26 protein-coding genes are annotated in these 23,763 nt (G+C 37.5%); 19 read left to right on the plus strand and 7 right to left on the minus strand.

Annotated elements, in window-relative coordinates; all coding sequences use genetic code 11:
* Positions 1–386: 386 nt before the first annotated feature.
* Positions 387–4,136 carry a DNA polymerase III subunit alpha gene (gene dnaE, locus BGO84_RS02590; protein ID WP_291027384.1) on the plus strand — a complete coding sequence of 1,250 codons (3,750 nt, stop codon included), beginning with the start codon at positions 387–389 and terminating at the stop codon, positions 4,134–4,136.
* Between the two features lie 93 nt (positions 4,137–4,229).
* Positions 4,230–4,547, plus strand: coding sequence for a thioredoxin (gene trxA / locus BGO84_RS02595; RefSeq protein ID WP_135105233.1), 318 nt, complete (start codon positions 4,230–4,232; stop codon positions 4,545–4,547).
* A gap of 136 nt (positions 4,548–4,683) precedes the next feature.
* Here trxA and BGO84_RS02600 read toward each other — a convergent pair whose 3' ends face one another.
* Genes BGO84_RS02600 through BGO84_RS02610 form a run of 3 tightly spaced genes read right to left on the minus strand, consistent with a single transcriptional unit; the run spans position 4,684 to position 8,800 of the window.
* Positions 4,684–7,488, minus strand: coding sequence for a M16 family metallopeptidase (locus BGO84_RS02600; protein ID WP_291027386.1), 2,805 nt, complete (start codon positions 7,486–7,488; stop codon positions 4,684–4,686).
* A gap of 19 nt (positions 7,489–7,507) precedes the next feature.
* The gene (locus BGO84_RS02605; RefSeq protein WP_291027388.1) at positions 7,508–8,365 is read right to left on the minus strand and encodes an endonuclease/exonuclease/phosphatase family protein; all 858 of its coding nucleotides are present in this window, start codon (positions 8,363–8,365) and stop codon (positions 7,508–7,510) included.
* A 45-nt stretch (positions 8,366–8,410) separates the two neighbouring features.
* Positions 8,411–8,800, minus strand: coding sequence for a diacylglycerol kinase family protein (locus BGO84_RS02610; protein ID WP_291027390.1), 390 nt, complete (start codon positions 8,798–8,800; stop codon positions 8,411–8,413).
* Between the two features lie 159 nt (positions 8,801–8,959).
* Here BGO84_RS02610 and BGO84_RS02615 point away from each other — a divergent pair, with 159 nt between their 5' ends.
* Together BGO84_RS02615 and aroC are read left to right on the plus strand one after the other, a co-directional pair.
* Entirely contained in the window at positions 8,960–9,310 is a 351-nt protein-coding gene (locus tag BGO84_RS02615; protein WP_006842816.1) for a hypothetical protein, read from the plus strand.
* 142 nt (positions 9,311–9,452) lie between these two features.
* Positions 9,453–10,541 (plus strand): chorismate synthase, encoded by a 1,089-nt coding sequence (gene aroC / locus BGO84_RS02620; protein ID WP_291027392.1) that lies wholly within the window; start codon positions 9,453–9,455, stop codon positions 10,539–10,541.
* On the opposite strand, the gene BGO84_RS02625 is transcribed toward aroC, so the two are convergent.
* Positions 10,480–10,839, minus strand: coding sequence for a nitrous oxide-stimulated promoter family protein (locus BGO84_RS02625; RefSeq protein ID WP_291027510.1), 360 nt, complete (start codon positions 10,837–10,839; stop codon positions 10,480–10,482). The genes aroC and BGO84_RS02625 overlap by 62 nt on opposite strands.
* Before the next feature lie 62 nt (positions 10,840–10,901).
* A complete protein-coding gene (locus BGO84_RS02630; protein ID WP_291027512.1) occupies positions 10,902–11,555 on the minus strand; it encodes a porin family protein in 654 nt (217 codons plus the stop codon).
* Between the two features lie 344 nt (positions 11,556–11,899).
* On the opposite strand from BGO84_RS02630, the gene BGO84_RS02635 reads away from it, so the two are divergent.
* Both BGO84_RS02635 and BGO84_RS02640 read left to right on the plus strand, forming a co-directional pair.
* A complete protein-coding gene (locus tag BGO84_RS02635) occupies positions 11,900–12,067 on the plus strand; it encodes a 4Fe-4S binding protein (protein ID WP_006842812.1) in 168 nt (55 codons plus the stop codon).
* Between the two features lie 283 nt (positions 12,068–12,350).
* Positions 12,351–12,776, plus strand: coding sequence for a hypothetical protein (locus BGO84_RS02640; protein WP_291027394.1), 426 nt, complete (start codon positions 12,351–12,353; stop codon positions 12,774–12,776).
* 291 nt (positions 12,777–13,067) lie between these two features.
* On the opposite strand, the gene BGO84_RS02645 is transcribed toward BGO84_RS02640, so the two are convergent.
* Together BGO84_RS02645 and BGO84_RS02650 are read right to left on the minus strand one after the other, a co-directional pair.
* Positions 13,068–13,340 carry a helix-turn-helix transcriptional regulator gene (locus BGO84_RS02645; protein ID WP_291027396.1) on the minus strand — a complete coding sequence of 91 codons (273 nt, stop codon included), beginning with the start codon at positions 13,338–13,340 and terminating at the stop codon, positions 13,068–13,070.
* A gap of 7 nt (positions 13,341–13,347) precedes the next feature.
* A complete protein-coding gene (locus tag BGO84_RS02650; protein ID WP_291027398.1) occupies positions 13,348–13,770 on the minus strand; it encodes a hypothetical protein in 423 nt (140 codons plus the stop codon).
* A 214-nt stretch (positions 13,771–13,984) separates the two neighbouring features.
* On the opposite strand from BGO84_RS02650, the gene BGO84_RS02655 reads away from it, so the two are divergent.
* The 13 genes from BGO84_RS02655 (at position 13,985) to dnaG (ending at position 23,761) form a co-directional block, all read left to right on the plus strand.
* Entirely contained in the window at positions 13,985–14,182 is a 198-nt protein-coding gene (locus BGO84_RS02655; RefSeq protein ID WP_291027400.1) for a hypothetical protein, read from the plus strand.
* Positions 14,179–14,589 carry a hypothetical protein gene (locus BGO84_RS02660; protein WP_291027402.1) on the plus strand — a complete coding sequence of 137 codons (411 nt, stop codon included), beginning with the start codon at positions 14,179–14,181 and terminating at the stop codon, positions 14,587–14,589. Before BGO84_RS02655 ends, BGO84_RS02660 begins: the two co-directional genes overlap by 4 nt.
* A complete protein-coding gene (locus tag BGO84_RS02665) occupies positions 14,579–14,791 on the plus strand; it encodes a hypothetical protein (protein ID WP_291027404.1) in 213 nt (70 codons plus the stop codon). The genes BGO84_RS02660 and BGO84_RS02665 overlap by 11 nt, the downstream gene beginning before the upstream one ends.
* A gap of 75 nt (positions 14,792–14,866) precedes the next feature.
* Positions 14,867–15,073 carry a hypothetical protein gene (locus BGO84_RS02670; RefSeq protein ID WP_291027406.1) on the plus strand — a complete coding sequence of 69 codons (207 nt, stop codon included), beginning with the start codon at positions 14,867–14,869 and terminating at the stop codon, positions 15,071–15,073.
* 111 nt (positions 15,074–15,184) lie between these two features.
* The gene (locus BGO84_RS02675) at positions 15,185–15,463 is read left to right on the plus strand and encodes a hypothetical protein (protein WP_291027407.1); all 279 of its coding nucleotides are present in this window, start codon (positions 15,185–15,187) and stop codon (positions 15,461–15,463) included.
* 1 nt (position 15,464) lies between these two features.
* Positions 15,465–15,884, plus strand: a complete 420-nt coding sequence (locus tag BGO84_RS02680) for a hypothetical protein (protein ID WP_291027409.1) — start codon at positions 15,465–15,467, stop codon at positions 15,882–15,884.
* Between the two features lie 211 nt (positions 15,885–16,095).
* Positions 16,096–16,569: a hypothetical protein gene (locus tag BGO84_RS02685; RefSeq protein WP_291027411.1), complete on the plus strand. Its 474-nt coding sequence runs from the start codon at positions 16,096–16,098 to the stop codon at positions 16,567–16,569.
* 20 nt (positions 16,570–16,589) lie between these two features.
* A complete protein-coding gene (locus tag BGO84_RS02690; protein ID WP_291027413.1) occupies positions 16,590–16,961 on the plus strand; it encodes a hypothetical protein in 372 nt (123 codons plus the stop codon).
* A gap of 22 nt (positions 16,962–16,983) precedes the next feature.
* Positions 16,984–17,379, plus strand: a complete 396-nt coding sequence (locus BGO84_RS02695; RefSeq protein ID WP_291027415.1) for a hypothetical protein — start codon at positions 16,984–16,986, stop codon at positions 17,377–17,379.
* A 223-nt stretch (positions 17,380–17,602) separates the two neighbouring features.
* Positions 17,603–18,364 carry a phosphoadenosine phosphosulfate reductase family protein gene (locus BGO84_RS02700; protein ID WP_291027417.1) on the plus strand — a complete coding sequence of 254 codons (762 nt, stop codon included), beginning with the start codon at positions 17,603–17,605 and terminating at the stop codon, positions 18,362–18,364.
* A 5-nt stretch (positions 18,365–18,369) separates the two neighbouring features.
* Positions 18,370–19,368, plus strand: coding sequence for a reverse transcriptase/maturase family protein (locus tag BGO84_RS02705; RefSeq protein WP_291027419.1), 999 nt, complete (start codon positions 18,370–18,372; stop codon positions 19,366–19,368).
* Positions 19,340–19,657, plus strand: coding sequence for a hypothetical protein (locus BGO84_RS02710; protein WP_291027421.1), 318 nt, complete (start codon positions 19,340–19,342; stop codon positions 19,655–19,657). Before BGO84_RS02705 ends, BGO84_RS02710 begins: the two co-directional genes overlap by 29 nt.
* Before the next feature lie 36 nt (positions 19,658–19,693).
* Positions 19,694–23,761, plus strand: a complete 4,068-nt coding sequence (gene dnaG, locus BGO84_RS02715; protein ID WP_291027423.1) for a DNA primase — start codon at positions 19,694–19,696, stop codon at positions 23,759–23,761.
* Positions 23,762–23,763 lie beyond the last annotated feature (2 nt).

Below are 23,763 nucleotides of genomic sequence, written 5' to 3' on the forward strand. Positions count from 1 at the left end.
CATTTTCACGTTTTGTAAAGTTTGTTAATTCAATGAGAATGTTCTCAGTTAAAGCTAGGAAGCTGTTTAGTCTGATTTAGCATCTGCTACAAAAATATATGAATAGATTTAATAAACTGTCAGTATTTATAATTTCTGACCACATGTTTTATAAATGATGTTTTTAATTATTGTATTGTCTATTTTAAGGTGCTTTTGGTTAGTTGTTTACGTCATGTTCAGAATGTTCTGGTTTTATGATTAGCTGCCAGCGTATCTCTATCTTGGTGACTACAAGGGTATAAAACCTAACGTATATTATTTGTTGAAAACTGATACATATTTTTGTGGTAAAGGCAGGCTATTTATAGTAACTTTACAAATTGTGAAAAAGCAAAGATTGAGATATGAATAATTTTGTACACTTACATGTTCACTCCCAATATTCACTGCTTGATGGTCAGGCTAGTATTCAAAAGCTAGTAGATAAGGCGGTTGGTGATGGAATGAAAGCCATTGCATTGACCGATCATGGCGCAATGTTTGGGATAAAAGAGTTTTTCAATTACGTAAAAAAGAAAAATTCGAAATATGATGCTGCTATTAAGGAATTAAAAACTGAAATAAAGAAATTAGAGGCAGATAAAGAATCAGATAATTCGATTCAGATAGGGGATTTAAAAACCAAAATAAAGGAAGAAGAGGCTAAGAAGTTTAAGCCCATTATAGGTTGCGAATGTTATGTTGCACGTCGAAGCAGACATCTGAAGGAAGGCAAGCCGGATATGAGTGGTTGGCACTTGGTGGTTTTGGCCAAAAATCTTACTGGGTATAAAAACCTTATCAAAATGATTTCGTACGGATGGACAGAAGGTTATTATATGCGTCCTCGTATCGACAAAGAATTGCTCGAAAAATATCATGAAGGACTTATTATCTCTACAGCATGTCTTGGGGGTGAAGTCTCTAAAAAGATTATGTCCGATGATATAGAAGAGGCCGAAAAAACTGTTCAGTGGTTTAAAAATCTCTTTGGGGAAGATTATTATCTCGAGTTGCAGAGACATAAGACAAACCGTCCCGATGCAAATGCAGAAGCATATCCTTTGCAGGAAAAGGTAAATAAAGAACTGCTTCGTATCGGTGAAAAGTACGGAGTTAAGGTAATCGCAACAAATGACGTTCACTTTGTAGATGAGGAGGATGCCGATGCACACGATCGACTGATATGTTTGAGTACCGGGAAAGATTTTGACGATCCTAAACGGATGAGATATACAAAACAGGAATGGTTGAAAACAACAGCAGAGATGAATCAAATCTTTGCAGATCATCCTGAAGTATTGACCAATACGCTTGAGATAGCAAATAAAGTAGAATTTTATTCTATAGATTCGGATGCATTGATGCCTTTCTTTACGATCGATGCCTCATTTGGAACCGAAGAAGGGTATAAAATTATGTACTCCGAAGAAGACCTTATTCTTGAATTCGGAGAAAAAGCATATCACCGTTTGGGTGGGTATGATAAGGTTATTCGTATAAAGCTGGAATCAGACTATTTGCGACACCTTACAATCATAGGAGCAGATAAACGATATGGAAAAGACCGAAGCCCGGAGATCGTAGAACGGCTCGATTTTGAGTTGAATACAATGAAAACCATGGGGTTTCCGGGATACTTCCTAATTGTTCAGGACTTTATTGCTGCCGCACGCAGTATGGGGGTTGCTGTAGGTCCGGGACGTGGTTCGGCTGCGGGTTCGGCAGTAGCTTATTGTTTGGGTATAACAGATATAGACCCTATTAAATATGACCTCCTGTTTGAGCGTTTCTTGAATCCCGACCGTATATCAATGCCCGATATAGATATCGACTTTGATGATGATGGGCGAGGCAAAGTCTTGAAATGGGTGACAGATAAATATGGTCAAGAACGTGTGGCACATATTATCACATATGGAACTATGGCGACTAAGTCGGCTATAAAAGACGTTGCTCGAGTACAAAAACTACCTTTGTCTGAATCTAATCGTTTGGCAAAGTTTGTTCCTGATCGTATTCCTGATAAGAAAAAAGTCACACTACGAGATGCGATAGAATATGTTCCCGAGCTGAAAGAAGCAGCAAACAGCTACGATCCGATAATGCGCGATACAATAAAATATGCGCAGATGCTAGAGGGAAATGTTCGCAATACAGGTGTACATGCATGTGGTATCATTATCGGGCAGCAGGATATTTCAGATATTGTACCCGTTAGTACGGCGGAAGATAAGGAGACCGGAGAAAATATCTTGGTTACTCAGTATGAAGGTACTGTTATTGAAGAAACCGGACTTATCAAAATGGACTTCTTGGGGTTAAAGACCCTTTCGATCATAAAAGAGGCAATTGAAAATATCAAACATACAACAGGTAAAGATATCGATATAGACAGTATATCTTTGGAAGATCCTGTAACATATGAACTATACAGTCAGGGAAAAACGACAGGTACATTCCAGTTTGAGTCTGCCGGTATGCAGAAATACCTGAAAGAGTTGCAGCCTTCCAAGTTTGAAGACCTGATTGCGATGAATGCTCTTTATCGCCCGGGACCGATGGATTACATTCCATCATTTATTGCCCGAAAGCATGGAAAGGAAGAGATCAGTTATGATATTCCGATAATGGAGCGCTACCTGAATGATACGTATGGTATTACCGTATATCAGGAACAGGTCATGTTACTTTCTCGTCTATTGGCTGATTTTACACGTGGACAATCCGATGAACTACGTAAGGCCATGGGTAAAAAGCTTATAGATAAGATGAATGCCCTAAAGGAGAAATTCATTGCGGGAGGAACAAAGAACGGACATCAAAAGAAGACACTGGATAAGATATGGGCCGACTGGGAGAAATTTGCTTCGTATGCATTTAATAAGTCTCATGCGACATGTTATTCTTGGGTTGCATATCAAACAGCCTGGTTGAAAGCAAACTATCCATCCGAATATATGGCTGCGGTTCTATCTCGGAACTTATCTAATATTACGGAAATAACTAAGTTTATGGATGAGTGTAAAGCCATGAATTTGAATGTTTTTGGTCCTGATGTGAATGAATCTTACCTTAAGTTCTCGGTGAACAAAGAAGGAGATATTCGCTTTGGTTTAGCAGCCGTGAAAGGTGTAGGAGAGGGGGCTGTAATGAATATCATAGAAGAAAGGAGAAATAATGGCCCTTTCAAAGATATCTTTGATTTCGTAGAGCGTATCAATCTTAGTGCATGTAATAAGAAGAACATAGAATCTTTAGCCTTGGCCGGAGCATTCGATAACTTTCCGGGAATGACGCGGGAGCAATTCTTTGGAATGAATGGTAAAGGTGAAACATTTATTGATATGCTTATTCGTTATGGAAATAAATTTCAGATAGATAAAAATCAAGCAGCAAACTCCCTGTTTGGAGACGATGCTTCGTTTGATATTGCTCGTCCCGAAATTCCAAAAGTAGAGAAATGGTCAGACCTGGAACGTTTGAATAAAGAGCGGGAGCTGATCGGTATCTATTTATCAGCCCATCCACTTGATGAATACAAGATCATCCTAAATTATGTATGTAATGTAGGTATGTCTGAAATAGAAGATAAGGATGCGTTGAAAAATAAAGAAGTTACTTTTGGGGGGATGGTGAGTGGAATGCGTGAGGGCATCACCAAAAATGGGAAGCCATATATGATATTGCGTATAGAGGATTTTACAGGTAGTGGAGAGATACCTCTTTTTGGCGATGATTATATCAATTTTAGTAAATATGGTCGTCCTGGTTTATATGTATTTGTAAGGGGGCGTGTGCAAGGGCGTAAGTACGATGCAAATCAGATGGAGCTAAAGATTAATTCAATTCATTTGTTGCCCGACATAAAAGATACCTTGGTAGAGAAGATAACTATTACATTGCCTCTGCATGACATGAATACTCAGATGGTAGAAGAATTATCAACTTTAACTAAAAACAATCCGGGTAATTCATTGTTATATTTTGAAGTAGTAGACGGAGAGCGAAATATGAAAGTAGACTTGTTCTCACGAAGCTATAAAATAAATGTAAAACAGGAACTTATTGATTATCTGGTAGAAAATGAAAGTTTTGTCTTTAAGGTAAATTGAAATTTTTATATCTAAAATAGATTATTTACCTTTGCAGAGGAAAAAACAAAATAGACTTAATATATAAAATATATAAACAAATAGACAAAAGTTATGGCTTTAGAAATTACAGATGCAAGTTTTGAGGATGTTCTAAAATCGGACAAGCCTGTCGTTATTGATTTTTGGGCAGAGTGGTGTGGCCCATGTCGTATGGTCGGCCCAATTGTTGAAGAATTGGCCGGTGAATATGCCGATAAAGTAACCATTGGTAAAGTAGATGTGGATAACAATGACGAGATTACCTCTAAATATGGTATTCGTAATATCCCCACTATACTTTTTATTAAAAATGGTGAAGTGGTTGATAAACAAGTTGGTGCAGCACAGAAATCTGTTTTAGTAGACAAGATTGAAAATCTATTGAAATAAATTCTGATTTTCATAGAGTGCAATAATGAATTACAGATATTGACAGTAATTTAGATATTGAAGATATAAATAAGAAAGCCGCCTGATATTCTCAGACGGCTTTCTTTATTTTGAAGTGAATTCTAAAAGTCAGCTTTTATTTTTTCGGGTTCATAATTACTTCTATATGATTTCCTTGAGATACCAATTGTTTAGTTAAAGCTTTGATATCATCTTTGGATAGGGAGTTCACAAGCGCTAGATAACTTGAATGGTTATCTTCTCCGTAGAAATATTTAGAACCTAATATGCCCACCCAATAGCCGTTTTGTTTTTCATCCTCTTGGAATTTCTTTACCATATATTCTTTTACTTTCAGGAAGTCTGTATCTTCAGGGCCGTTCTCAGCTATCTTATTTATTTCGCGGCTGATAATAGGTGTTATTGAAGCGACTCTTTCAGGATCAGTATCAAAAGACATTTGCAATACACTCTGACCTGCCGGAATGCGAGAGATCCAAGAGCGTACCCCAACGCCATACGTACCGCCGGCTTCTTCTCTTACTGTACGCACATATACAATATCCAATATTTGCTTAAGTGCAGATAATGCAATTTGATTTTTTTGCTCATAGTTCAGAGTTCCGCTATACATTTCGAATGCAGATGTTTTTGGCGTTTTCATCTCTTGTTCAAAAACATTTTCAACGTGTCCTTTACGTATATTCGAATCTACATTCTTGTATTTGGCATCTTTGTTTCCTGATGGTAGCGAAGCAAGATATTGTTCTACTAATGGTTTCAGAATAGCTTCGTCTACTGTACCCACAAAGTTGAAAACAAATGAACCCGGATTTGCATATATTTCTTTGTATATTTCAATAATGCGATCGTAGTTCAATTTTTCTGCATCTTCTAACAACATAACTTGCATGCGCGGGTTGTCTCCATACATGGCTTTAGTCTTGTTGATATTCAAGATGAAGGAAGGTTCGGATGTCAGGTTCTTCAGCTGATTTTTGATCAAATCCATAATGTTGGAGTATGCGCCTTCATCTTTACGTGGAGCGGTAAAATATAGATAAGTCAACTGAAGCATTGTTTCCAAATCCTTCATGTTTGAAGATCCATTGAACCCTTGTGTATAAGCAGATATATTATTGTTTACATTCGCTGATTTGCCAGCCAATACTTTCTTGAGATTTGTAGAGCTGAAATTGCCAATACCGCCTACTGATGGAACCATTGAAGCCATATTTGCATTATAGATATCAGCGTCAGGAACTATAGAAGTTCCTCCATAAGCATGAGCAGACATCAGTATCTCGTCATCTTTAAAGTCTGTTTTCTTAATAACTACTTTCATGCCGTTCGATAGTGTCCATATCGTAGTCCCTAGGGTGTTGTCAGCTTCGGTTTTTACGATAGATCCCGGTTTTGGTAATTGGCTTACAAGAGGTTCGTTGGATACGGCTTCTTGGTATGCTGTAATATTTTCGGCTTCTACTTTCTTAAATACATTCAATAACTCATCTGTTGTAGGATATACAAGTCCTTCTTTCTCAGGGCCTGTTACGGTAATGATAATGTTCTTATCCGCAATCAGTTGTTTTACAACAGCGTTAATCGCCTGAGCATTAATAAACGGAGCAAACTTCTTAACGAAATCATATTCGTATTCGATACCCGGTATGCCTTCATCGCCGGTAAAGCTTCTTACATATTCTTGAACATATCTGTTGTTAAGCTCTTTATTTCTGTTGTTATACATATTTTCATATTGTTCCAATAAAGTAGCTTTCGCTCTTTCTACTTCAGCATCAGTATATCCGAATCTTTTGATGCGTTCATTTTCTCTTATCAGGCTCGCTAAAGTCTCATCAACCTTTCCTTCCTTACTTAGAGCAATAGTGGTCCATGCATCTTTTGTTTTCGATACGAAGAACTCTCCATCGTATGCATAGGATGCAGCAAAGGGAGCATCTCCTTTTTGAGATATTTCCTCTAAGCGATCTGATAGCATATTCGAAGCAAGGCTTTTTATGAAGCTAATAATCAGGCCTTCCTGAGTTTGTTTGGTCTCAGCCGGTATTACATCGTGCTTAATATACAGAGTAACTTGAGTTCTTACAGCCTCGGGGTCGGTAATAACAGATACAATTGGTTTATCATTATCCGGAACAGGGAAGTAAACTCTTTCTGCTGGATTAACCGGTTTGGGGATATCAGACCACATGGCTTTTATCTTAGCCTCTACCTCATCTACATTAATGTCTCCAACAATAACGATTCCTTGCAAATCGGGACGATACCATGTGTGGTAGTAATCACGTAATGTCTGATAAGGGAAATTTTCTACAATTTCCATTTTGCCAATCGGCATGCGGTCGGCGTATTTACTTCCTTCGAAGATAACAGGTAGCTGCTTATCCCATATACGGTATTGAGCACCGCTACGGGTACGCCATTCTTCCTTGATTACAAGCCTTTCTTCATCAATCTGCTCATCTTTCAGAGCGATAAATCCAGACCAGTCGTGCAATACCATCAAGCATGAGTCAATGATCGCATCACGTACTACGGGGACGTCATCCAGATTGTATACAGTTTCGTCAAACGAAGTGTATGCATTTACATTTGCACCAAATTTAACTCCGATTGACTCCAGATAGTTTAACATAGTCTTTTTACCCGGAAAGTTTTTTGACCCGTTGAAAGCCATGTGTTCAAGAAAGTGAGCCAATCCTGCCTGATTGTCTTCTTCCTGCATAGAACCTACCTTCTGAGCGATATAAAAGTTAGCTCGTTTCTCAGGGTAGGCGTTATGACGGATATAGTATGTTAGTCCGTTTTCTAACTTCCCATATCTAACCTGCGGATCGATAGGTAGTTTTTCCATTGTTTGTGCTTTGACAAGTCCGGCTATGGCTAGTAAAGCGATAAAAATAAAAGACTTCCTCATATTATTAATGTTTAAAGTGTTATTCTATAATTATTTTAGAAAGTACCGGCTTATGATCGGAGACGAAAGTTCCGTTTAAAGTGTCGGGTAAGACTGCATAATCTTGTACCTTTATTTGTTTACTCACAAATATATAATCAATTAGAGGACGTTCGCTTTCAGCTAGTCTGCCAAAGTTGTGGAATGTCCAGTCTGTACCTAATGTTTTTAGAGCAATCGTTTTACTGTCTAACAAGTGATTGGTCTTTGAAGCATCTGTAATATTCTTAATCGCTTCCGATTGCGGAGTATCATTAAAGTCTCCTGTAAGTACTATCGGCAGACCTTTTCCCAACTCTTCAGCTTTCTTTAATAGTAAGTTTCCGCCTTCTTTTCGGGCAATCAATCCATCGTTATCAAGATGTGTATTAATAGCAAATATTTCTTTACCCGTAGCTTTTTCTTTTAGGATGGCCCATGTTGCCACACGTATGTATGATGCATCCCAACCTTTAGAACCTGCTAATTCTGGAGTTTCGCTTACCCAGAATGTGCCGGACTCTATAGCCGAGAATCTATCTTTTTTATAGAAAATGGGGCTGAATTCTCCTTTGTCTGCACCATCTTCACGTCCTACGCCTATTGCTGTGTATTGGGGCAGGCGTTCTTTCAGGTCATTCATCTGGTTTAACAAAACTTCTTGCATGCCGAGTATATCCACATCATTCATCCGAACCATTTCAGCGGCATTTTCTTTTCTGTATTGCCAGCTGCTAAGACTGTCGCTGGGAACATCCAAACGAATATTGAATGTCATAACATTCAGCTCTAAAGGTTTTGTTTTACAGGATGATATGAAAAGTAGAGAGGGTAGTAATAAGTAAATTAATTTTTTCATTTTAAGAACGTTAATTGAATGAAACTATTTATTGGTATTTGAAATTTATGTAAATAAATTATACAATTTGGGTAAGAAAATAATAGCTCCGCAGATGACAGATATTACAGACGATACAAAAACTGCAGCTGCGGCAAGGTCTTTTACTTTTTTTATAACTTCGTTCCACTGAGGTGATATATAATCACATATATTCTCGATGGCAGAATTTATTATCTCTAGGCTAAAAACTAACGCTATCAGAATACATATAACAAGCCATTCTGTATTTGATATTTTCAAAAGAAATCCCGCCGTAACTACTACTATTACAATAGCTATATGTATACGGGAATTATGCTCTTCCAAAAATAATACTCTCAAACCGTTTAGTGCATATAAAGCCGATTTAGAACGCTTTTTTAGCGAAAATTTCTCCGAACCTTTTTTGCTCATTTCAGGCAACCCTTAAATTGGAATACATTTGAATCGCTAATTTAGTAACAAAAAAATGATAAAAAGACAGTTCCTACTTCTTTTTGACAAATAACTTTTGCTTTTTATTTGTTTCTGATATTCGGTTTCTGTAATTTTGAATAACAAAATCTGAAAAATATGAAAAAGTACATATTCTTTTTATTATTGTCTATCGGATTGACTTCTTGTAATTTGAGTTATCAAAACAATCTGGAGAAAATGGGTGATGCTGTAAGGCAGCACATGAGGTACAGGGATGCAGATAATGGGACTATAACCAAAGTGGAATACTTTAAGCCGATATCGTACGAAAAAATAGCCAAAGAAAAACGTCAGAAACCTGATGAGGCTTATTTATTGCGGGTATACATTCAGGGTACATGGTCTTATGACAACAGTTATAGGATATATAATATCAATGACACTGTCAATTGTTATCTGAACGAAGACAAAAAGGTGTTGAGGATGGATGAGAATAAAGAAAACTAAGAAAACTATCTTCAATATATAGAAAATAAGAGGGCATTTCTTCTTTCATTTTAGAAAGGGAAATTGCCCTCTTTTAATATATCTGCTCGATTATTGAATTATTTCATGTAAATTTGTATTATTATCATATTTAAGATTATCGATGAATACTTTTGGAAATATATTCAGACTTACTTCTTATGGAGAGTCTCATGGTGCTGGTATCGGAGGAGTTATTGATGGTTGCCCTGCAGGGATAACAGTCGATATGGAGTTTATACAAAACGAACTAAACCGCCGTCGTCCGGGACAATCTAAGATAACTACTCCTCGCAAAGAAGCAGATGAAGTAGAGTTCTTATCGGGGATATATGATGGTAAAACGACCGGAGTACCGATAGGATTTCTTATTCGAAACAATAATCAGCATTCGTCAGATTACGATAACCTGAAAGATATTTATCGTCCCTCTCATGCAGACTATACATATTCTCAGAAGTATGGTATACGTGATCACCGTGGAGGAGGCAGGTCGTCGGCCCGCGAAACTATTGCTCGTTGTGTAGGCGGGGCATTAGCTAAGCTTGCGTTGAAACAATTAGGAGTAGAAATATTGGCTTATACTTCGCAAGTGGGACATGTAAAGCTGGAAAAACTATACAAGGATTATGATCTGTTACTTATAGAATCTACACCTGTACGTTGTCCCGATCCGGAGAAAGCGCAGTTGATGATAGAACTTATCGAAGAGGTTAAGTCGAAAGGGGATACTATTGGCGGCGTTATTTCGTGCGTTATAAAGGGTGCTCCTGTAGGATTAGGTGAGCCTGTATTTAATAAGTTACATGCCGCTTTAGGCAGTGCTATGCTTGGTATAAATGCGGTGAAAGGGTTTGAATACGGCGATGGATTCGATGTAAATCACAGAGGATCGGAGGTCAATGATGTATTCTATAACGATAATGGTAAGATAGGAACTAAGACAAACCATTCGGGCGGTATACAAGGTGGAATATCAAACGGGCAAGATATTTATTTTCGTGTAGCTTTCAAGCCTGTGGCAACAATTTTGATGCATCAGGAGACTGTAAATAAAGATGGAGATAGCACAGACCTTAAGGCTCGTGGACGTCACGACGCTTGTGTTCTACCTCGTGCAGTGCCAATTGTTGAAGCTATGGCGGCGATGACTATTTTAGATTATTATCTTTTGAGCTGTACGAATCGTGTTTTCTTGGATAAGCGTTCTTAGGTGATCTCAGCCCTTTGATCAAGTGCTTAGTTGCTAAAATGGGATTGTGAAGTAGCATTCGTGGACCGGAGTACTTCATGATTTCTTTTATTCTTTCTCTCATTTCCGAACTATAGCAATGAACTGTACAGTTTTGGCATGTAGGTTTATCTTCACCAAATATGCATTTCGTTAACTTTCTTTGTGCGTAATTGTTCAGTTCAGCGCAAGATGAGCATAACGCATGACTTGTACCATGTTTATCTTTACAGTACAAGTGAATCATCTTTCCGATCGTCTTTTTTTCTGTAGTATTCATTTCCAAAGAATCTCCTATATAGAAGAACGGTATAGTGATTATGATCAAAAATGATCGCTCTATTATTCAAAGTTAAACACAAGTGATATCATTCGTGTTTTTCCCGATGAAATCGCTTGAGTATATTTAATTAAATCTTTATCTGATAGATCTGATCTGTCTTTATTTACAACATCCGCTAGTCCGAATGAAAATTTTAATTCAGGACATAGTTTGAATAACGGTAAATACAAATTACACCCAACGCCAAATTCCAAACCATAGTCCATCGACTTGAAACGGAGTATATCATTCTTCTTTTGTCCGATATTTAAAGCTGTATATACCCCTGCAAGCAGGTAGGGTCTGAAATTACCTGTACGATCTGCGCTAAATTTGAGATAAAGAGGTAATGTTAAATAATTACTTCTCAAGGCTGATTCGTATTCTTTGCCTGATGTTTGCTCTTTAAAAACAAAACGCCTTTCTCCAAAATGTAGAGAAGGTGTGGTCCGAAGATTGAAATATTGATTTAAATATCTGTCGGCTATCATACCTACACTAAACCCTACCGAATAGGACGGTATTTCCGTAAACCAAGCTTCACCGTTATCTCCCACATAGCCCGAATGTGATATAATAAGGTCTTGCGCTTGGAATCCAACCATAAAGCCTAAATGATACATCTTTTGATCTGCAAAAGGTAAGTTTTGCGGTTTACGAGTCTGTGCCTGCATATTAATACCGAACAGGACAATAAAAGATAGGTATAATAGTATTAATTTCTGCTGTTTCAAAATTCAGTATTTATTTCTAATAACGTAATTTGCTGTTAGTTATTGCAAAGTACTTATTTTAATCTAGAAAGCGTAAAAATAGTAATTTCTTCATCTTATTGATGTAAAACAAAAACTATTCATAATGAGTTTATTGCCAGGTAAATAATGTTGAGCGAGCCTTTCGTAAATAGATATAAACAATATAAATATTAATAATATCTAATCCTATCTATTTTAGATACAGAAAAAACTCATTATATTTGCCAAATCAAAGTTAGTAATAATATTAAAAAACAAAAATCATGGCTTACGTTATTAATGAAGATTGTATTGCTTGCGGTACTTGCATCGATGAATGTCCTGTAAATGCAATATCAGAAGGAGACATCTACAAAATTGATCCAGATGCATGTACTGACTGTGGTACTTGTGCTGATGCTTGTCCAACTGAAGCAATTCATCCTGCTTAATTAGAATTATCAGGATAACAAAATATAAAGGAAGCTTTTTAGCTTCCTTTTTTGTTTTTATAGTAGTTGTCATGAGAAGTCTTAGTGTTTTCTGTTCCTTATTGAATGCTTTATTAGACTATAAAAGTGATTTGCTTGGGAATTGAGGGTGATTGTTATGGAATTATTCCAGATTGAGACTCCATATGATATAAATAATATGATATGAGAACTGTATTGCTACCATCTATCTTTATGCTTATTTTTATACTAATATCTTGTAAAAAAAAATCAAGATCAATCAATGATAGGCAATAGAGAAAAAAAATCTATATGTTGGAAAACTCTTAGAATTGAATCTCAAAATCAGGTAATAGTTATTGATAAATATGAGAATTATGGAGTTCGAGATACATGTGACCTTAAAGAGGTAAGAATCAATGAATCTGTCATCGAATATAAGCCTATAGATAGAGGACAAGAATATTTTGACATAACAGAACAAGAGAAAGATTCAGTGTTTTATTATATCTACGATATTGTAACAAATCCTGTTTATACAGAACAATTCGCGACCTGCTATGTAGGTAATATTTCTATTGGATTTAGTACAGGGAGTGTAACTCAAGTATGTAAATATAATTCCGTTGGCAATTGGACTACAATATCACTTTCAACAGAGAAGTTGTATAATTTATTGAGAAGAAAAACAAAAATTTCAGAGTATTAGATTTCTGTCGAATGATGAATGGATGTTTCTTGCATTCTTCAATGCTGGGTTTCACTGATCATACATTGCAAGCATTATAAAATATTCCAAAATCAATATATATAACAAAAAAGCAATCTCATTTGAGATTGCTTTTTTGTTAGTTGCGGAGACCGGATTTTATTTACCGGATTCGGCTTTGTATGTTATTGATTGTCAGTTGTAAGATTTGTGATTTTTTGATCTTCTGACCCGTTATTGACCCGTTTAAAAGATCGCTAATGCTTCTATCTAAAAGGGTTATCCTATTATTTAGTTTTCATTTTGCTCTTCATTTATACTCTTTTCTACCTTCCCTAGCTTCTTTAAAAAACGATCCACGTTTTTAATATCTTTACTATCTATCCCTATCAATTCGGAGAAAGGAATCCCTGTAGCTTTCGATATTAATATCACTTCCTTTACCGAACGCTCTATCATATTATCGTATCTGTTGATATTAACCCTTTGTAGCCCCAATGCCTTAGCAACGACAGATTGCTGAATCTTATGTTTCTTTAGTATGTCTCTTAAAATATCAGCCATATTCCAATTATTTACTTTTCTTATATTCTATCTCTTTTTCCGCAGCATTTCTATCATTAACATCCAAATCATAACTTCCTTCTCGTTGTTCGTGTGAAAGTAATTCCTGTTTTAACCTTCCTATTTCCTCCCTTAAGTCGCCTATCGTTTTATCTTTTTCTTTTAAGTATTCGAGCAAAAATTCAGGGGATGTTTTTTCGGTAGTTTCAATTTCAGCGTTTGTGTTCTTAAGGATCATTTCACCTTCTCCGGTCAATAACCACACGATATTTACCTCCGGAAACTTGAGTAATATATTACGCATTGGTTTTGTACTTATCTCCTCATTTATATTCTTTATAAATGCTCTGCTCATGCCTATGATTTCAGAGAATTTATTCGGCGTTAGCCCGTAATGTTCTGCTATTTTTAATAGTCTATCTTTCAACACGATATAAAATATTTACCAAAAATGAATAAAAAATATCTCATAAAATTTGTATATGGTAAACATATTTACCATATTTGTATCGTAATTGTTCGAAGATGAACAATCGATGTACAAAGTAAGATGTAAATATAAATAAAATCAATACAAAAAAATGGGTAAAAAACAAGAATGTTCAGAATTTGAAAAAGCAAGAGACAAGATCAAAGCTTATATTATGGATAACGCCCTTTTGCCTCGGTTGATGGTTGAAGCACAATTTACTTCTCGAACCACGTTCTATAATGCTTTCGATGAATCTATCCGTTCCGAGAGTCAGCTTACTCCGAGGCAGCGCATTATATGGAAAAAATCTTTAGCGCTGATGGAAGGGGAGGAAACAATCCTCGCTACTGCATTAAGAGTCGTAAAATGAAGCGTATATCTATCCGGGAATTTGAAATCGTAGAATCTGTGATATATCACGGCTCTAAAAAGGAAGCTGCCGACGCGCTTAACCGAAGCTTATATACGATAGAGACAACGATAAAGAATGTCTACGAACGATTGGGCATCAATAAAATATCCGATCTCACATTATGGTTTTGCGGCGTAAAGTTTGGAATATCCGACCAGGTAGAAGCTTTTAAGAATGTAGCCTTTGCGATTGCTCTTATTCTCATCATCTCTCTTGAGGTAATTAACAACGATATTATTTCTATCCAAGAACCTTTCTCTACACAGTCGGTACAAAATATAGGTCAGAACCGTATACGTCGGCGTAGAAAAGAAAAGTCGGTAAATACAATAGGCATTCAAATAACAAAATCCTATGCGGCATAGATGGAATAAAAATATAAAGTGGGAAGGTCAGATGCCTGAAAGCGTATATAAGATTGATCAGTGCGCTACCTGTGGCTTATACCGAATGCATAAGCAAACCCATAAGATGTTTACCAAGACGTACCTGAAGTCAGGATCTGAAACTGAGAATTTACCTGAATGTAAAGACAAAAACCTATTCTCCGAAGCGTCGGGGAACTAATTAGATACATATTGACACGCAGCCGTATGCTGCACTACCAAGCGATTATTGTAAACAAAAAAACAAAGAAAGATTATGGCATCAATTAACCAATTTGAAACCCTGTTAGACGCTAAAAATGTAGAGATCGATGAGATCAGAATGCAAGGAAAGAATGTAGCGAAGGTATTCGGTAAAATATCCGGACAAAGTTACTACTGGCTTGGATCGGGTATCTGCTTTTCGAGGACAGGTACTCGTAAACCAATACTCGACTTAACGCTGAATAGCCATGAAACCTAAAAGCAAGATCCCCTATTTCTTAATATACATTGGTATACTGGCATTGCTTTTCAGCCTGCTATGCGATCTTGGAATAACCCTTTTAATTAAACTATTATTAAGCCTATTCCCATGACTCCCGATTACACTCACATGCGAATGAACGACTATAAGTGGATATACCATTATATAGATGTAATGGGCAGAACTAAGTTTTTTGAGCTTTTATATAGTCGTTACAAATGGTTGATGTCGAAACCTAAAGGATGGACCTATTATCTTCCACTTAGTGAGAAGCTGGATACAGATGAAGAAAAAGATCTAATGATAAAAACAGTATGCCTATTCATTTCAGAAGGGCACGGCGATTATCAGTTTTCCGAGAATTATACAACGATAATGAGAACCTAAAATGAGTAAAGAAATAAAAACAAGGAAAAGACCTTGGTCTCCGGCAGAAGAAGATTGGTTGTATCTGAATATGTATATAAAAACCATGCCTGAGCTGTGTGCTTATCTTCAGCGTAGCGAAAATGCGATAAAGCTAAAAATGCACCGCGAACGTCAGAATCCGAAATCGATAGTAAAAGATAATGTTTTACTGCGTATTCTCCGGGCTAAGTTTTCCGATCCGTCTCTCTTTACTCCAAACAAAGAGTTCTTCCGTGCCGTGAAAATAGGGCAGAAGCGTTTTTGGATGATTTACAAGGGTCTTGAGAAACTAACCGGCGAAGAATGTCAGCGGGTGTGCGGTCACCTCGGTATGAAGTATGTTGATTATGTAGATTGCTTACAATTAACATTTGAGGGGGGGATTTTAGATGAAAAATAATACGCTGAAACTAATATTAATAGGACTATTCCTGTTAGTTATCATTCTCTCATGCTTATTGTATCTACAGCATAAAGAACTAGAGATATATAAAGACCTCCAAAGGATAAACAGTCGTGCTATTGAGGAATATCGTGAAGATCTATCGAGGGAAGATTCGATAATCGAGTATTTAAATGAAACAAAATAACCATTCAAATAAAATAAAATTATGAATCAAAAACAATTAGAACAGAAGATTATAAGATTACATAAGTCTTCTGCAGAAGTACAGTCAGTCCTTGAGGCTGAATTCGGAAAAGAATTTTTCAATCGGGATATAACCGAGCGTATTAACGGATGGGAAGATATGTTAGCCGAAACAGGTCTACCGGATATACCGGAGTTTACAGAGCTTCCTGAACGCTTGAGAAATCATTTTAAGAAATACTATCGGTGTGTGGTTATGACTGAGGCTTATAACGAAGGTGAAAAAATGGATATATACAACGAAGACGAATATCGCCACTATCCATATTTCGCTACAAATGGTGGTCCTTCTGCGTTCGCTTTCAGGTACTCGGGTTACGTTTTCACGACTGCGGATGCGGGGTCGGGTTCCCGCCTTTCGTTCAAAAGCGAGAAGCTGGCAAATATTGCGGGAACAAAACATGCTGATATCTATCGCGAATATTTAGAGTCATAAATTATAAAAAAAAAGAAACAATGGAAAAAGACATCACAAAACTAGTAACATCTTACGAAGATGCATGTGCCTACTTGAAAAAAGAACCGGTAAATGAAGCTGCTTTATTGGCAGCCGGTGCAACTCCAAAACAAATTGCAGGAATGAAATTAGAGGATATTACACTTGCCTTGAATGAAGGTAAGCCTACAGATATCTATAATGGCCAACGCCGATGGTTTCCTGTCTCTTGGTCGGGTTCTGGTCGTTCTGCGTTCGCTTTCCGGTACTCGTATTACGATTACGCGATTGCGCATGCGGGGTCGGGTTCCCGCCTTTCGTATCACGAAGAGCGTATAAGCGACTATTCGGGAACGCACTTCTGTTCTCTTTGGCAAGAATATTTATCCTAAACAAATCCTCAAATATATCACAATGAAAGAATTAAAGAAATTACTTGAAGAAAGATTATCCTCTATAGAGGATGCATACAGAGAAACCGAGCTTCCTAAAATTGATTTTACAGTCTATCCCGAAAAAATGCGAGAACATCAGGAAGCTGACTATAACGCAAAGGTAATAGTCGAAGCAGCCCGAAAAATTGAGAAAGAATGCGGATTGGGTGAAATAGATTGGTCTGACTCCAACCAACCTAAATGGATACCTTGGTTTTGGATGCGTCCTTCTGCGTTCGCTTTCGTGTGCTCGCTTTACGTTCGCACGGATGCGTTTGCGGGGTCGGGTTCCCGCCTTCGCGTGCTAAGCGAAGTCGCTGCCGATCATATCGGCAAAACATTTCCTGAAGTTTGGGAAGCTGTTCAACTCAAATAATCAATCAAATAAGGCTGTTTGCTTTGAACCCGTGGTCCTTCTGCGTTCGCTTTCAAGAACTCGAATTACGATAACACGAATGCGAATGCGGGGTCGGGTTCCCACAATTGTAAAGTAATAAACCAAAGCAAAAGCCCCGCCGCTTGGCGAAAAATAACAATTCAAAAGGTTCTGGTAGGGAAACCGAACGATCCGATAAGAAACAAAGGCAGTATATAATTATATGAAAAAACTTATATCATTTTCAGGGGGGGTAGAAAGCCGTACTATGGCAATACTATACGGAAATAAAGCTAATGCCATTTTTGCTGATACAGGTAATGAACATTTAGCCTTGTATGCCGGACTCAATACCGTTGAAAACAAAATAAGGGAATTTCATAATAATGATTTTAAAATAATTAGAGTGAAGAATGAGGAATGGGATAGTCTTGATGACTATATAAGGTACTCAAAATTCTTTCCATCATTCAATCAAAGATTTTGTACACGTATGTTCAAGATTGAACCGATAGACAACTATCTAAAGCAATTCAAAGATGAAGGTGTAGAAATTATGATTGGACTGAATGCGGATGAAAAAGATTTGAGAACAGGAAATCATGGACTACTTCCTTTCGTTCAATATTCTTACCCTTTAGCTGATGATGGTATAGATAGAAGGATGTGTTACGAGATATTAAATGCTGCGGGTATAGCACCTAATTTTCCTCCCTATATGAAGAGAGGGGGATGTTATAATTGCTATTATAAGACAAAGAAGGAATATAAAGCAATGGCTTTTATGTCTCCAAATGAATTCGATAAGATTATTTCTTTAGAAGAAGATATTCAAGATAAAAGGGAAGAATATTATCACATTATACCATGTATTCCAAATCTGCGAGAATTTAAGAAAGAAGCACAATCAATGCTTTTTGAGGCGAATGATATGTATCCGGTAATAAATACAGCAACTAAATGTGGTGTATTTTGTAACAGATAATGATAATGAAGAGAATAGGAAACTTATATACAAGAATTTACGATTTAGATAATCTATATCTTGCTTATAGTAAAGCGAAAACAGGAAAGTCCAAATCGAAAGGTGTAATACAATTTGAGTCCAATCTGGATAATAATATCCTGCGGATACAAAAAGAGCTGATCGAACAAACATATATTACTTCAGAGTATAATGTTTTTACAATCCGTGATCCCAAAGAACGGACTATTTACAGCTTACCATTCCGTGATCGTGTTGTTCAGCATGCAATAATGAATATTATTGAAAGCCTATGGACTTCCGTATTTATCTCTCATTCTTACTCGAGTATAAAAGGCAAAGGTATTCATGGAGCATGGAAGCATATCAGGCGCGATATGAAAAATCGGAAACAAACGCAATATTGCCTGAAGATGGATATTACAAAATTCTATCCTTCGATCGATCATCATATTATGAAACAGATAATCCGGAAGAAAATAAAGGATATAAAGCTTCTTGCTTTATTAGATGGGATTATCGATTCTGCTCCGGGTATGCCTATTGGTAATTATCTTTCTCAGTTTTTGGCTAATCTATACCTTTCTTATTTCGATCACTGGCTGAAAGAAGTAAAAAGAGTGAAATATTACTATCGTTATGCAGATGATTTAATTATTCTCGGAGATAGTAAACAGGATCTTCATTTGCTTCGCATCGATATACAAACCTATTTATCCGAAAATCTTAAGTTGAAACTGAAATCTAATTATCAGGTATTTCCTATCGTATCTCGAGGAATAGACTTTATAGGCTATGTGTTCTTTCATACACATACGATGCTGCGTAAGCGAATAAAAAAGAACTTCTGTAGATGTGTAGCCAAATTGAATAGAAAGATAATGACGGCAAAAGACTACCGTATTAAAATATGTTCCTGGCTGGGATGGTGTAAGTATTGTAATTCTAAAAACTTAATTAAAACAATAATTAAACATGAAGAAGTTCTCAGATCTTGGTATTAAGCCAATTGATGATAAAGCAATATTCAGAGTACCAAGAATATCTATTACCGATATTTTAAACTGTGAAATAGAGATCCTTGATTACGAATCAGGTATAAAAACAAGTCAAGGACCTAACCGGTACATAGTAAGAATTAGGCACGAAGGCCAAGAATGTAAATTTTTTACAGATTCAAAACGAATAAAAGATACTCTAGATCAGGTAAAAAAAGAAGATTTTCCTTTTAAAACAACCATTCGTCAACTGAGATTTGATTCTGGTAGTGCTAAATCATTTGAATTTACATGAATACTATTATTGATAAACTTTTAAAAGCAGCATAAAATGTCTCAAAACACTGCCATACCCCAACATATAATCGATCAGGTAAACGATATCGATATTATAGATGTAGTTAGCGAATATGTTTCACTCAAGCGTAGCGGCGTCAACTGGATAGGCCTCTGTCCGTTCCATACAGATAAATCACCATCGTTCTACGTCTCGCCATCGAAACAGATTTGCAAATGCTTTGCCTGTGGCAATCCCGAGAAAGGCGGTGTTATAAACTTTGTCCAACAGATAGAAGGCATTTCTTTTCCTTCTGCCGTTCGCCTATTGGCTAAGAAGCACAATATCGATATACCCGAAATACAACTTTCACCCGAGGAAGAAGCAAAAGAAAAACGCAAAGATTCGCAATATATAGCTCTTGCAGCCACACAAAAGCAGTTCGAAGATAACTATCAGGCTTCTCCCGACACACAGAACTATATAAACAATGTCCGTCAGATATCTGAAGATTTCCGAAAGCTATACGGTATCGGTTTTGCACCCGGAGGCAATCAGTTGTCAAAGCTGTTGCCGTCGAAAGGATATAAAACAGATACCTTGCTCTCAGTCGGTGTTCTCAAGCAGCATGAAGAAAGCGGAAATGTGTCCGACCGGTTCTATAATAGGGCTATGTTCCCATACTACGATTTGCAAGGACGTGTTATCGGTTTTACAGGACGTGATCTTACCGGGCAGGCAGAGCATGGGTTTAAGTATATAAACTCGCCGACTACCGACATTTTCAACAAAAGTATTGCAATATGGGGGTTATGGCAGGCAAAAAAACGCATATCCGAAACGCATAAGGTACATGTCGTAGAAGGACAGACCGATGTCATCAGCTTTGCTCAAAATGGATTGCAAAATACCGTTGCAGGATCGGGCACGGCATTTACCGATGCACAGGTAAAAATATTGCATCGCTTTGCCGATACGGTTGTATTGGTATACGATGGCGACCGAGCAGGGGTTAAGGCGAGTATGAAACAAATACAAACATTCCTGTCGTATGGAATGACTGTGCTTTGCTTCCGTCTTCCTGAAGGCTTAGACCCTGACGACCTCGCAAAGAAGCTCGGTAAAGATTCACTTCCTAAAAAGATACAGCAAGGCGAACAATCTTTCGAAAAATACATGTTTGATATTCTCGATGCCGGCAAGAAAGAAAAGGAAGAGCGTATTGAGGCGCTCGATGCAATTTGCGAATGTATTGCTTGTATTCCCGATACTGATTTGCAGTCGGAATATATCAGGTCTCTAGCCAATATGTTCGAGATGTCGGCAATCGATATCAAAAAGCGTGTGCAGGGACTAAATAAAAACAAGGTTGTTATAGAAGATTGGAAGCCCGGATTCTATGGCATCGAAGAAGCTTCTGCATTCCTGGCTAAAGATAAATCGGTGGTCTGTGAACTAACGTTCGACCATGATCTATTTATGACCGATTCGCATGAGCGTCCCATTGTATACGCCTATGGAAATCCTTCGACGTACGATATACAGTCGCTGCGTACCAAGATTAACCGCTTCCGTGTTTCTGCCGACGAAGATAATATTGTACCGTCCTATACAGAAACGTCCGAACTGGGTACCTTAAAAATGCTATTCAAAGAGGGTTTTGATATTCAGGTGGAAGCATCTATTTATAACTCGAACCGTGACTACAGCGATGATTCCGAAGATGAAGAAAGCTTTGTCTCTTCCGATTCGTATTACGACTTCTGTAACTTCTATATCGTAGGCTATGGCTATATGATATCCGGAGAAACAAACGGTTTGCTAAAATCGGATATGATAGAACGCTGTGCCGAAGTAATTTCGGAACTCAAAGCTGCCGCTCGTGAGGTTATGATGAAAAGTTATGCCAAGCGTCTGGGTGTAGATAAGACAGCCCTCGATAAGATTCTAAAGCCTATCCTTGCCACAAAGAAAGATAATAGCAAATTCAATGCGCAGCGGCTTGCCGAAATGGGCGATATTGCGACCTTATACGACTCTTCTGCCGTTCCTCCCTATGTGTTGGAAGATAAAGTATTAAATAATATTCATACCCTATACAATTTCTATCCCTTGCGTAACAGTAAAGGCGAAAATGTAGCATGGATGTATAAGAATTCGACAGGAAACGGTTATTCCAGAATTACAGATTTTGTAATCGAACCACTCTTACATGTATACGATAAGTTGTCTCAAGCCAACAAGCGTGTTGTTTATCTTCGTCACATGCGCCCTGAATTAAATCGGTATGTAGAGTTGCAGAGTAGTGTTTTGGTAAATCTTACAGACCTGAATAAAAAAATATACGATGAAGGGAATTTTATTTTCAGAGGTACAAATTCTCAATGGCAAGATATCCGTTCGGCTATTTCCTATGACTTTACATTTTGTCGCGAATTGCGTATCCTGGGACAGCATACATCCGAAGTTTTTGCTTTTGGAAATGCAATCTTTCATAAAGTAAAAGATACTGAGACAGGAAGATCTAAATATGAAATTTCGTACGCCGACAAAATTGGTATTGTAAGTCATGGTAATGACAATTTCTATCTTCCGGCATTCTCCGAAATACGCATATCCGACTTTGATAAAGACGATAGCTATAAACAAGCTGTGCATCTCAAATATAAAGAAATACCCGAAAAAGACCGCCTTACGTTCGATCAGTGGGCCTCACTGATGGATGAAGTATACAAGATAAATAACAATGGCAAATGGGCTATATTGTACGCTATTACATCGGCTTTTCGTGATTTCATTTTCAAAGAACGCCGTTTCTTTACCGCATTGTTTTTCATCGGTCCTACTTCTTCAGGTAAATCTCAGGTAGCTTCCAGTATCCGCAATTTATTTATGGATGTCGATATGCCTTTGTTTAACCTAAATACAGGTTCTTTTGCGTCGCTTACCATGCTGATGGAACAGTTGCGAAATATTGTCCTGGTACTCGAGGAATATAACGATAAGCAAATACAAGATCAGGTATTTCAATTACTGAAGGCTGCCGTGTTAGATGGGGTAGGGCGCACCAAGGTAGCCGATACCGCTACTAAAACAACGACCAGTTCAGAGATAAATACACCGCTTGTTTTATTAGGACAGGAAGCTCCGCAAAAAGACGACGGTTCGCTTTCAAACCGTTGTATCCTTCGTGATGTTCCTTACGTGGAAAAAGGAGAGTTTACAGAAGAAGAAACAGAACTCTTCAACACGCTTAAAAAACACGAGCGGATAGGGCTTTGCAATGTTCTTACAGACATACTTTCTCTTCGCGATCTGGTCGAAAAAGAATATCTGACAATCTTCGACAAAGAAGTAAAGCTTCTGAAAGATAAAGTAAAACAAAGCGTTACAAATACCGACGGACTAACCCGTATTATCAACGCCATAGCATTACTTACAGCAACATGCAAGCTGATAGAACAATATACTAACCTAAAACTGCCATTTACATACGATACGTTTTTCGAGCTTGGTGTTACACAGGTTGTGTCGCAGCTTGAACAAATAGCAACTACAAACAAATTGGCGGCCTTCTTTAATGCGATCAACACTTTACTTACTCGTGGTAAGACTGTTCCGGGACGTGATTTCCGTATCAAACCTGAAACATCTGTTCGCCGTGTGGTAAAAGGAAAGGATACCGAACTGCTCGATCTTGAAACAGGAATGAATGTACTATATATAGACCTCAATGCTGTGTACTCTGATTACGAAAACTTCGTAGGGAAAGATGCGGCTGCACCTATGCAAACGCTTGTTATGAACTTTAAGTCAAACCCTGCATATCTCGGGTATAATCGTGCTGTTCGCTACAATTGGACTGAGACGGGATATATAGAACGGGGTACCATCGAAGCTACCGACAACGGCGGCCAGATAAACAATCGTGCTGATCTGAAAATATTGAAAAAAGACCGAACAGGATCTGCTCACATGTTCAACTACGACATGCTGAAGACGCTTTTCGAGATAGACCTGGAACGCATCGAACATCAAGAACCACCAAAGAACGATGATGAACCACCCATGTTCAAAATGACTCCTCCTAGTGAAAAGAACGAAGATGATTTACCTTTTTAAAA

The sequence above is a fragment of the Dysgonomonas sp. 37-18 genome, from assembly GCF_001899125.1.
In the GTDB taxonomy this organism is placed as follows: domain Bacteria; phylum Bacteroidota; class Bacteroidia; order Bacteroidales; family Dysgonomonadaceae; genus Dysgonomonas.

Coding starts and splice junctions, on each gene's coding strand:
- dnaE (WP_291027384.1), top strand. CDS start 387: ATGAATAATTTTGTACACTTACATGTTCACTCCCAATATTCACTGCTT.
- trxA (WP_135105233.1), top strand. CDS start 4,230: ATGGCTTTAGAAATTACAGATGCAAGTTTTGAGGATGTTCTAAAATCG.
- BGO84_RS02600 (WP_291027386.1), bottom strand. CDS start 7,488: ATGAGGAAGTCTTTTATTTTTATCGCTTTACTAGCCATAGCCGGACTT.
- BGO84_RS02605 (WP_291027388.1), bottom strand. CDS start 8,365: ATGAAAAAATTAATTTACTTATTACTACCCTCTCTACTTTTCATATCA.
- BGO84_RS02610 (WP_291027390.1), bottom strand. CDS start 8,800: ATGAGCAAAAAAGGTTCGGAGAAATTTTCGCTAAAAAAGCGTTCTAAA.
- BGO84_RS02615 (WP_006842816.1), top strand. CDS start 8,960: ATGAAAAAGTACATATTCTTTTTATTATTGTCTATCGGATTGACTTCT.
- aroC (WP_291027392.1), top strand. CDS start 9,453: ATGAATACTTTTGGAAATATATTCAGACTTACTTCTTATGGAGAGTCT.
- BGO84_RS02625 (WP_291027510.1), bottom strand. CDS start 10,839: ATGAATACTACAGAAAAAAAGACGATCGGAAAGATGATTCACTTGTAC.
- BGO84_RS02630 (WP_291027512.1), bottom strand. CDS start 11,555: ATGCAGGCACAGACTCGTAAACCGCAAAACTTACCTTTTGCAGATCAA.
- BGO84_RS02635 (WP_006842812.1), top strand. CDS start 11,900: ATGGCTTACGTTATTAATGAAGATTGTATTGCTTGCGGTACTTGCATC.
- BGO84_RS02640 (WP_291027394.1), top strand. CDS start 12,351: ATGATAGGCAATAGAGAAAAAAAATCTATATGTTGGAAAACTCTTAGA.
- BGO84_RS02645 (WP_291027396.1), bottom strand. CDS start 13,340: ATGGCTGATATTTTAAGAGACATACTAAAGAAACATAAGATTCAGCAA.
- BGO84_RS02655 (WP_291027400.1), top strand. CDS start 13,985: ATGGATAACGCCCTTTTGCCTCGGTTGATGGTTGAAGCACAATTTACT.
- BGO84_RS02660 (WP_291027402.1), top strand. CDS start 14,179: ATGAAGCGTATATCTATCCGGGAATTTGAAATCGTAGAATCTGTGATA.
- BGO84_RS02665 (WP_291027404.1), top strand. CDS start 14,579: ATGCGGCATAGATGGAATAAAAATATAAAGTGGGAAGGTCAGATGCCT.
- BGO84_RS02670 (WP_291027406.1), top strand. CDS start 14,867: ATGGCATCAATTAACCAATTTGAAACCCTGTTAGACGCTAAAAATGTA.
- BGO84_RS02675 (WP_291027407.1), top strand. CDS start 15,185: ATGACTCCCGATTACACTCACATGCGAATGAACGACTATAAGTGGATA.
- BGO84_RS02680 (WP_291027409.1), top strand. CDS start 15,465: ATGAGTAAAGAAATAAAAACAAGGAAAAGACCTTGGTCTCCGGCAGAA.
- BGO84_RS02685 (WP_291027411.1), top strand. CDS start 16,096: ATGAATCAAAAACAATTAGAACAGAAGATTATAAGATTACATAAGTCT.
- BGO84_RS02690 (WP_291027413.1), top strand. CDS start 16,590: ATGGAAAAAGACATCACAAAACTAGTAACATCTTACGAAGATGCATGT.
- BGO84_RS02695 (WP_291027415.1), top strand. CDS start 16,984: ATGAAAGAATTAAAGAAATTACTTGAAGAAAGATTATCCTCTATAGAG.
- BGO84_RS02700 (WP_291027417.1), top strand. CDS start 17,603: ATGAAAAAACTTATATCATTTTCAGGGGGGGTAGAAAGCCGTACTATG.
- BGO84_RS02705 (WP_291027419.1), top strand. CDS start 18,370: ATGAAGAGAATAGGAAACTTATATACAAGAATTTACGATTTAGATAAT.
- BGO84_RS02710 (WP_291027421.1), top strand. CDS start 19,340: ATGAAGAAGTTCTCAGATCTTGGTATTAAGCCAATTGATGATAAAGCA.
- dnaG (WP_291027423.1), top strand. CDS start 19,694: ATGTCTCAAAACACTGCCATACCCCAACATATAATCGATCAGGTAAAC.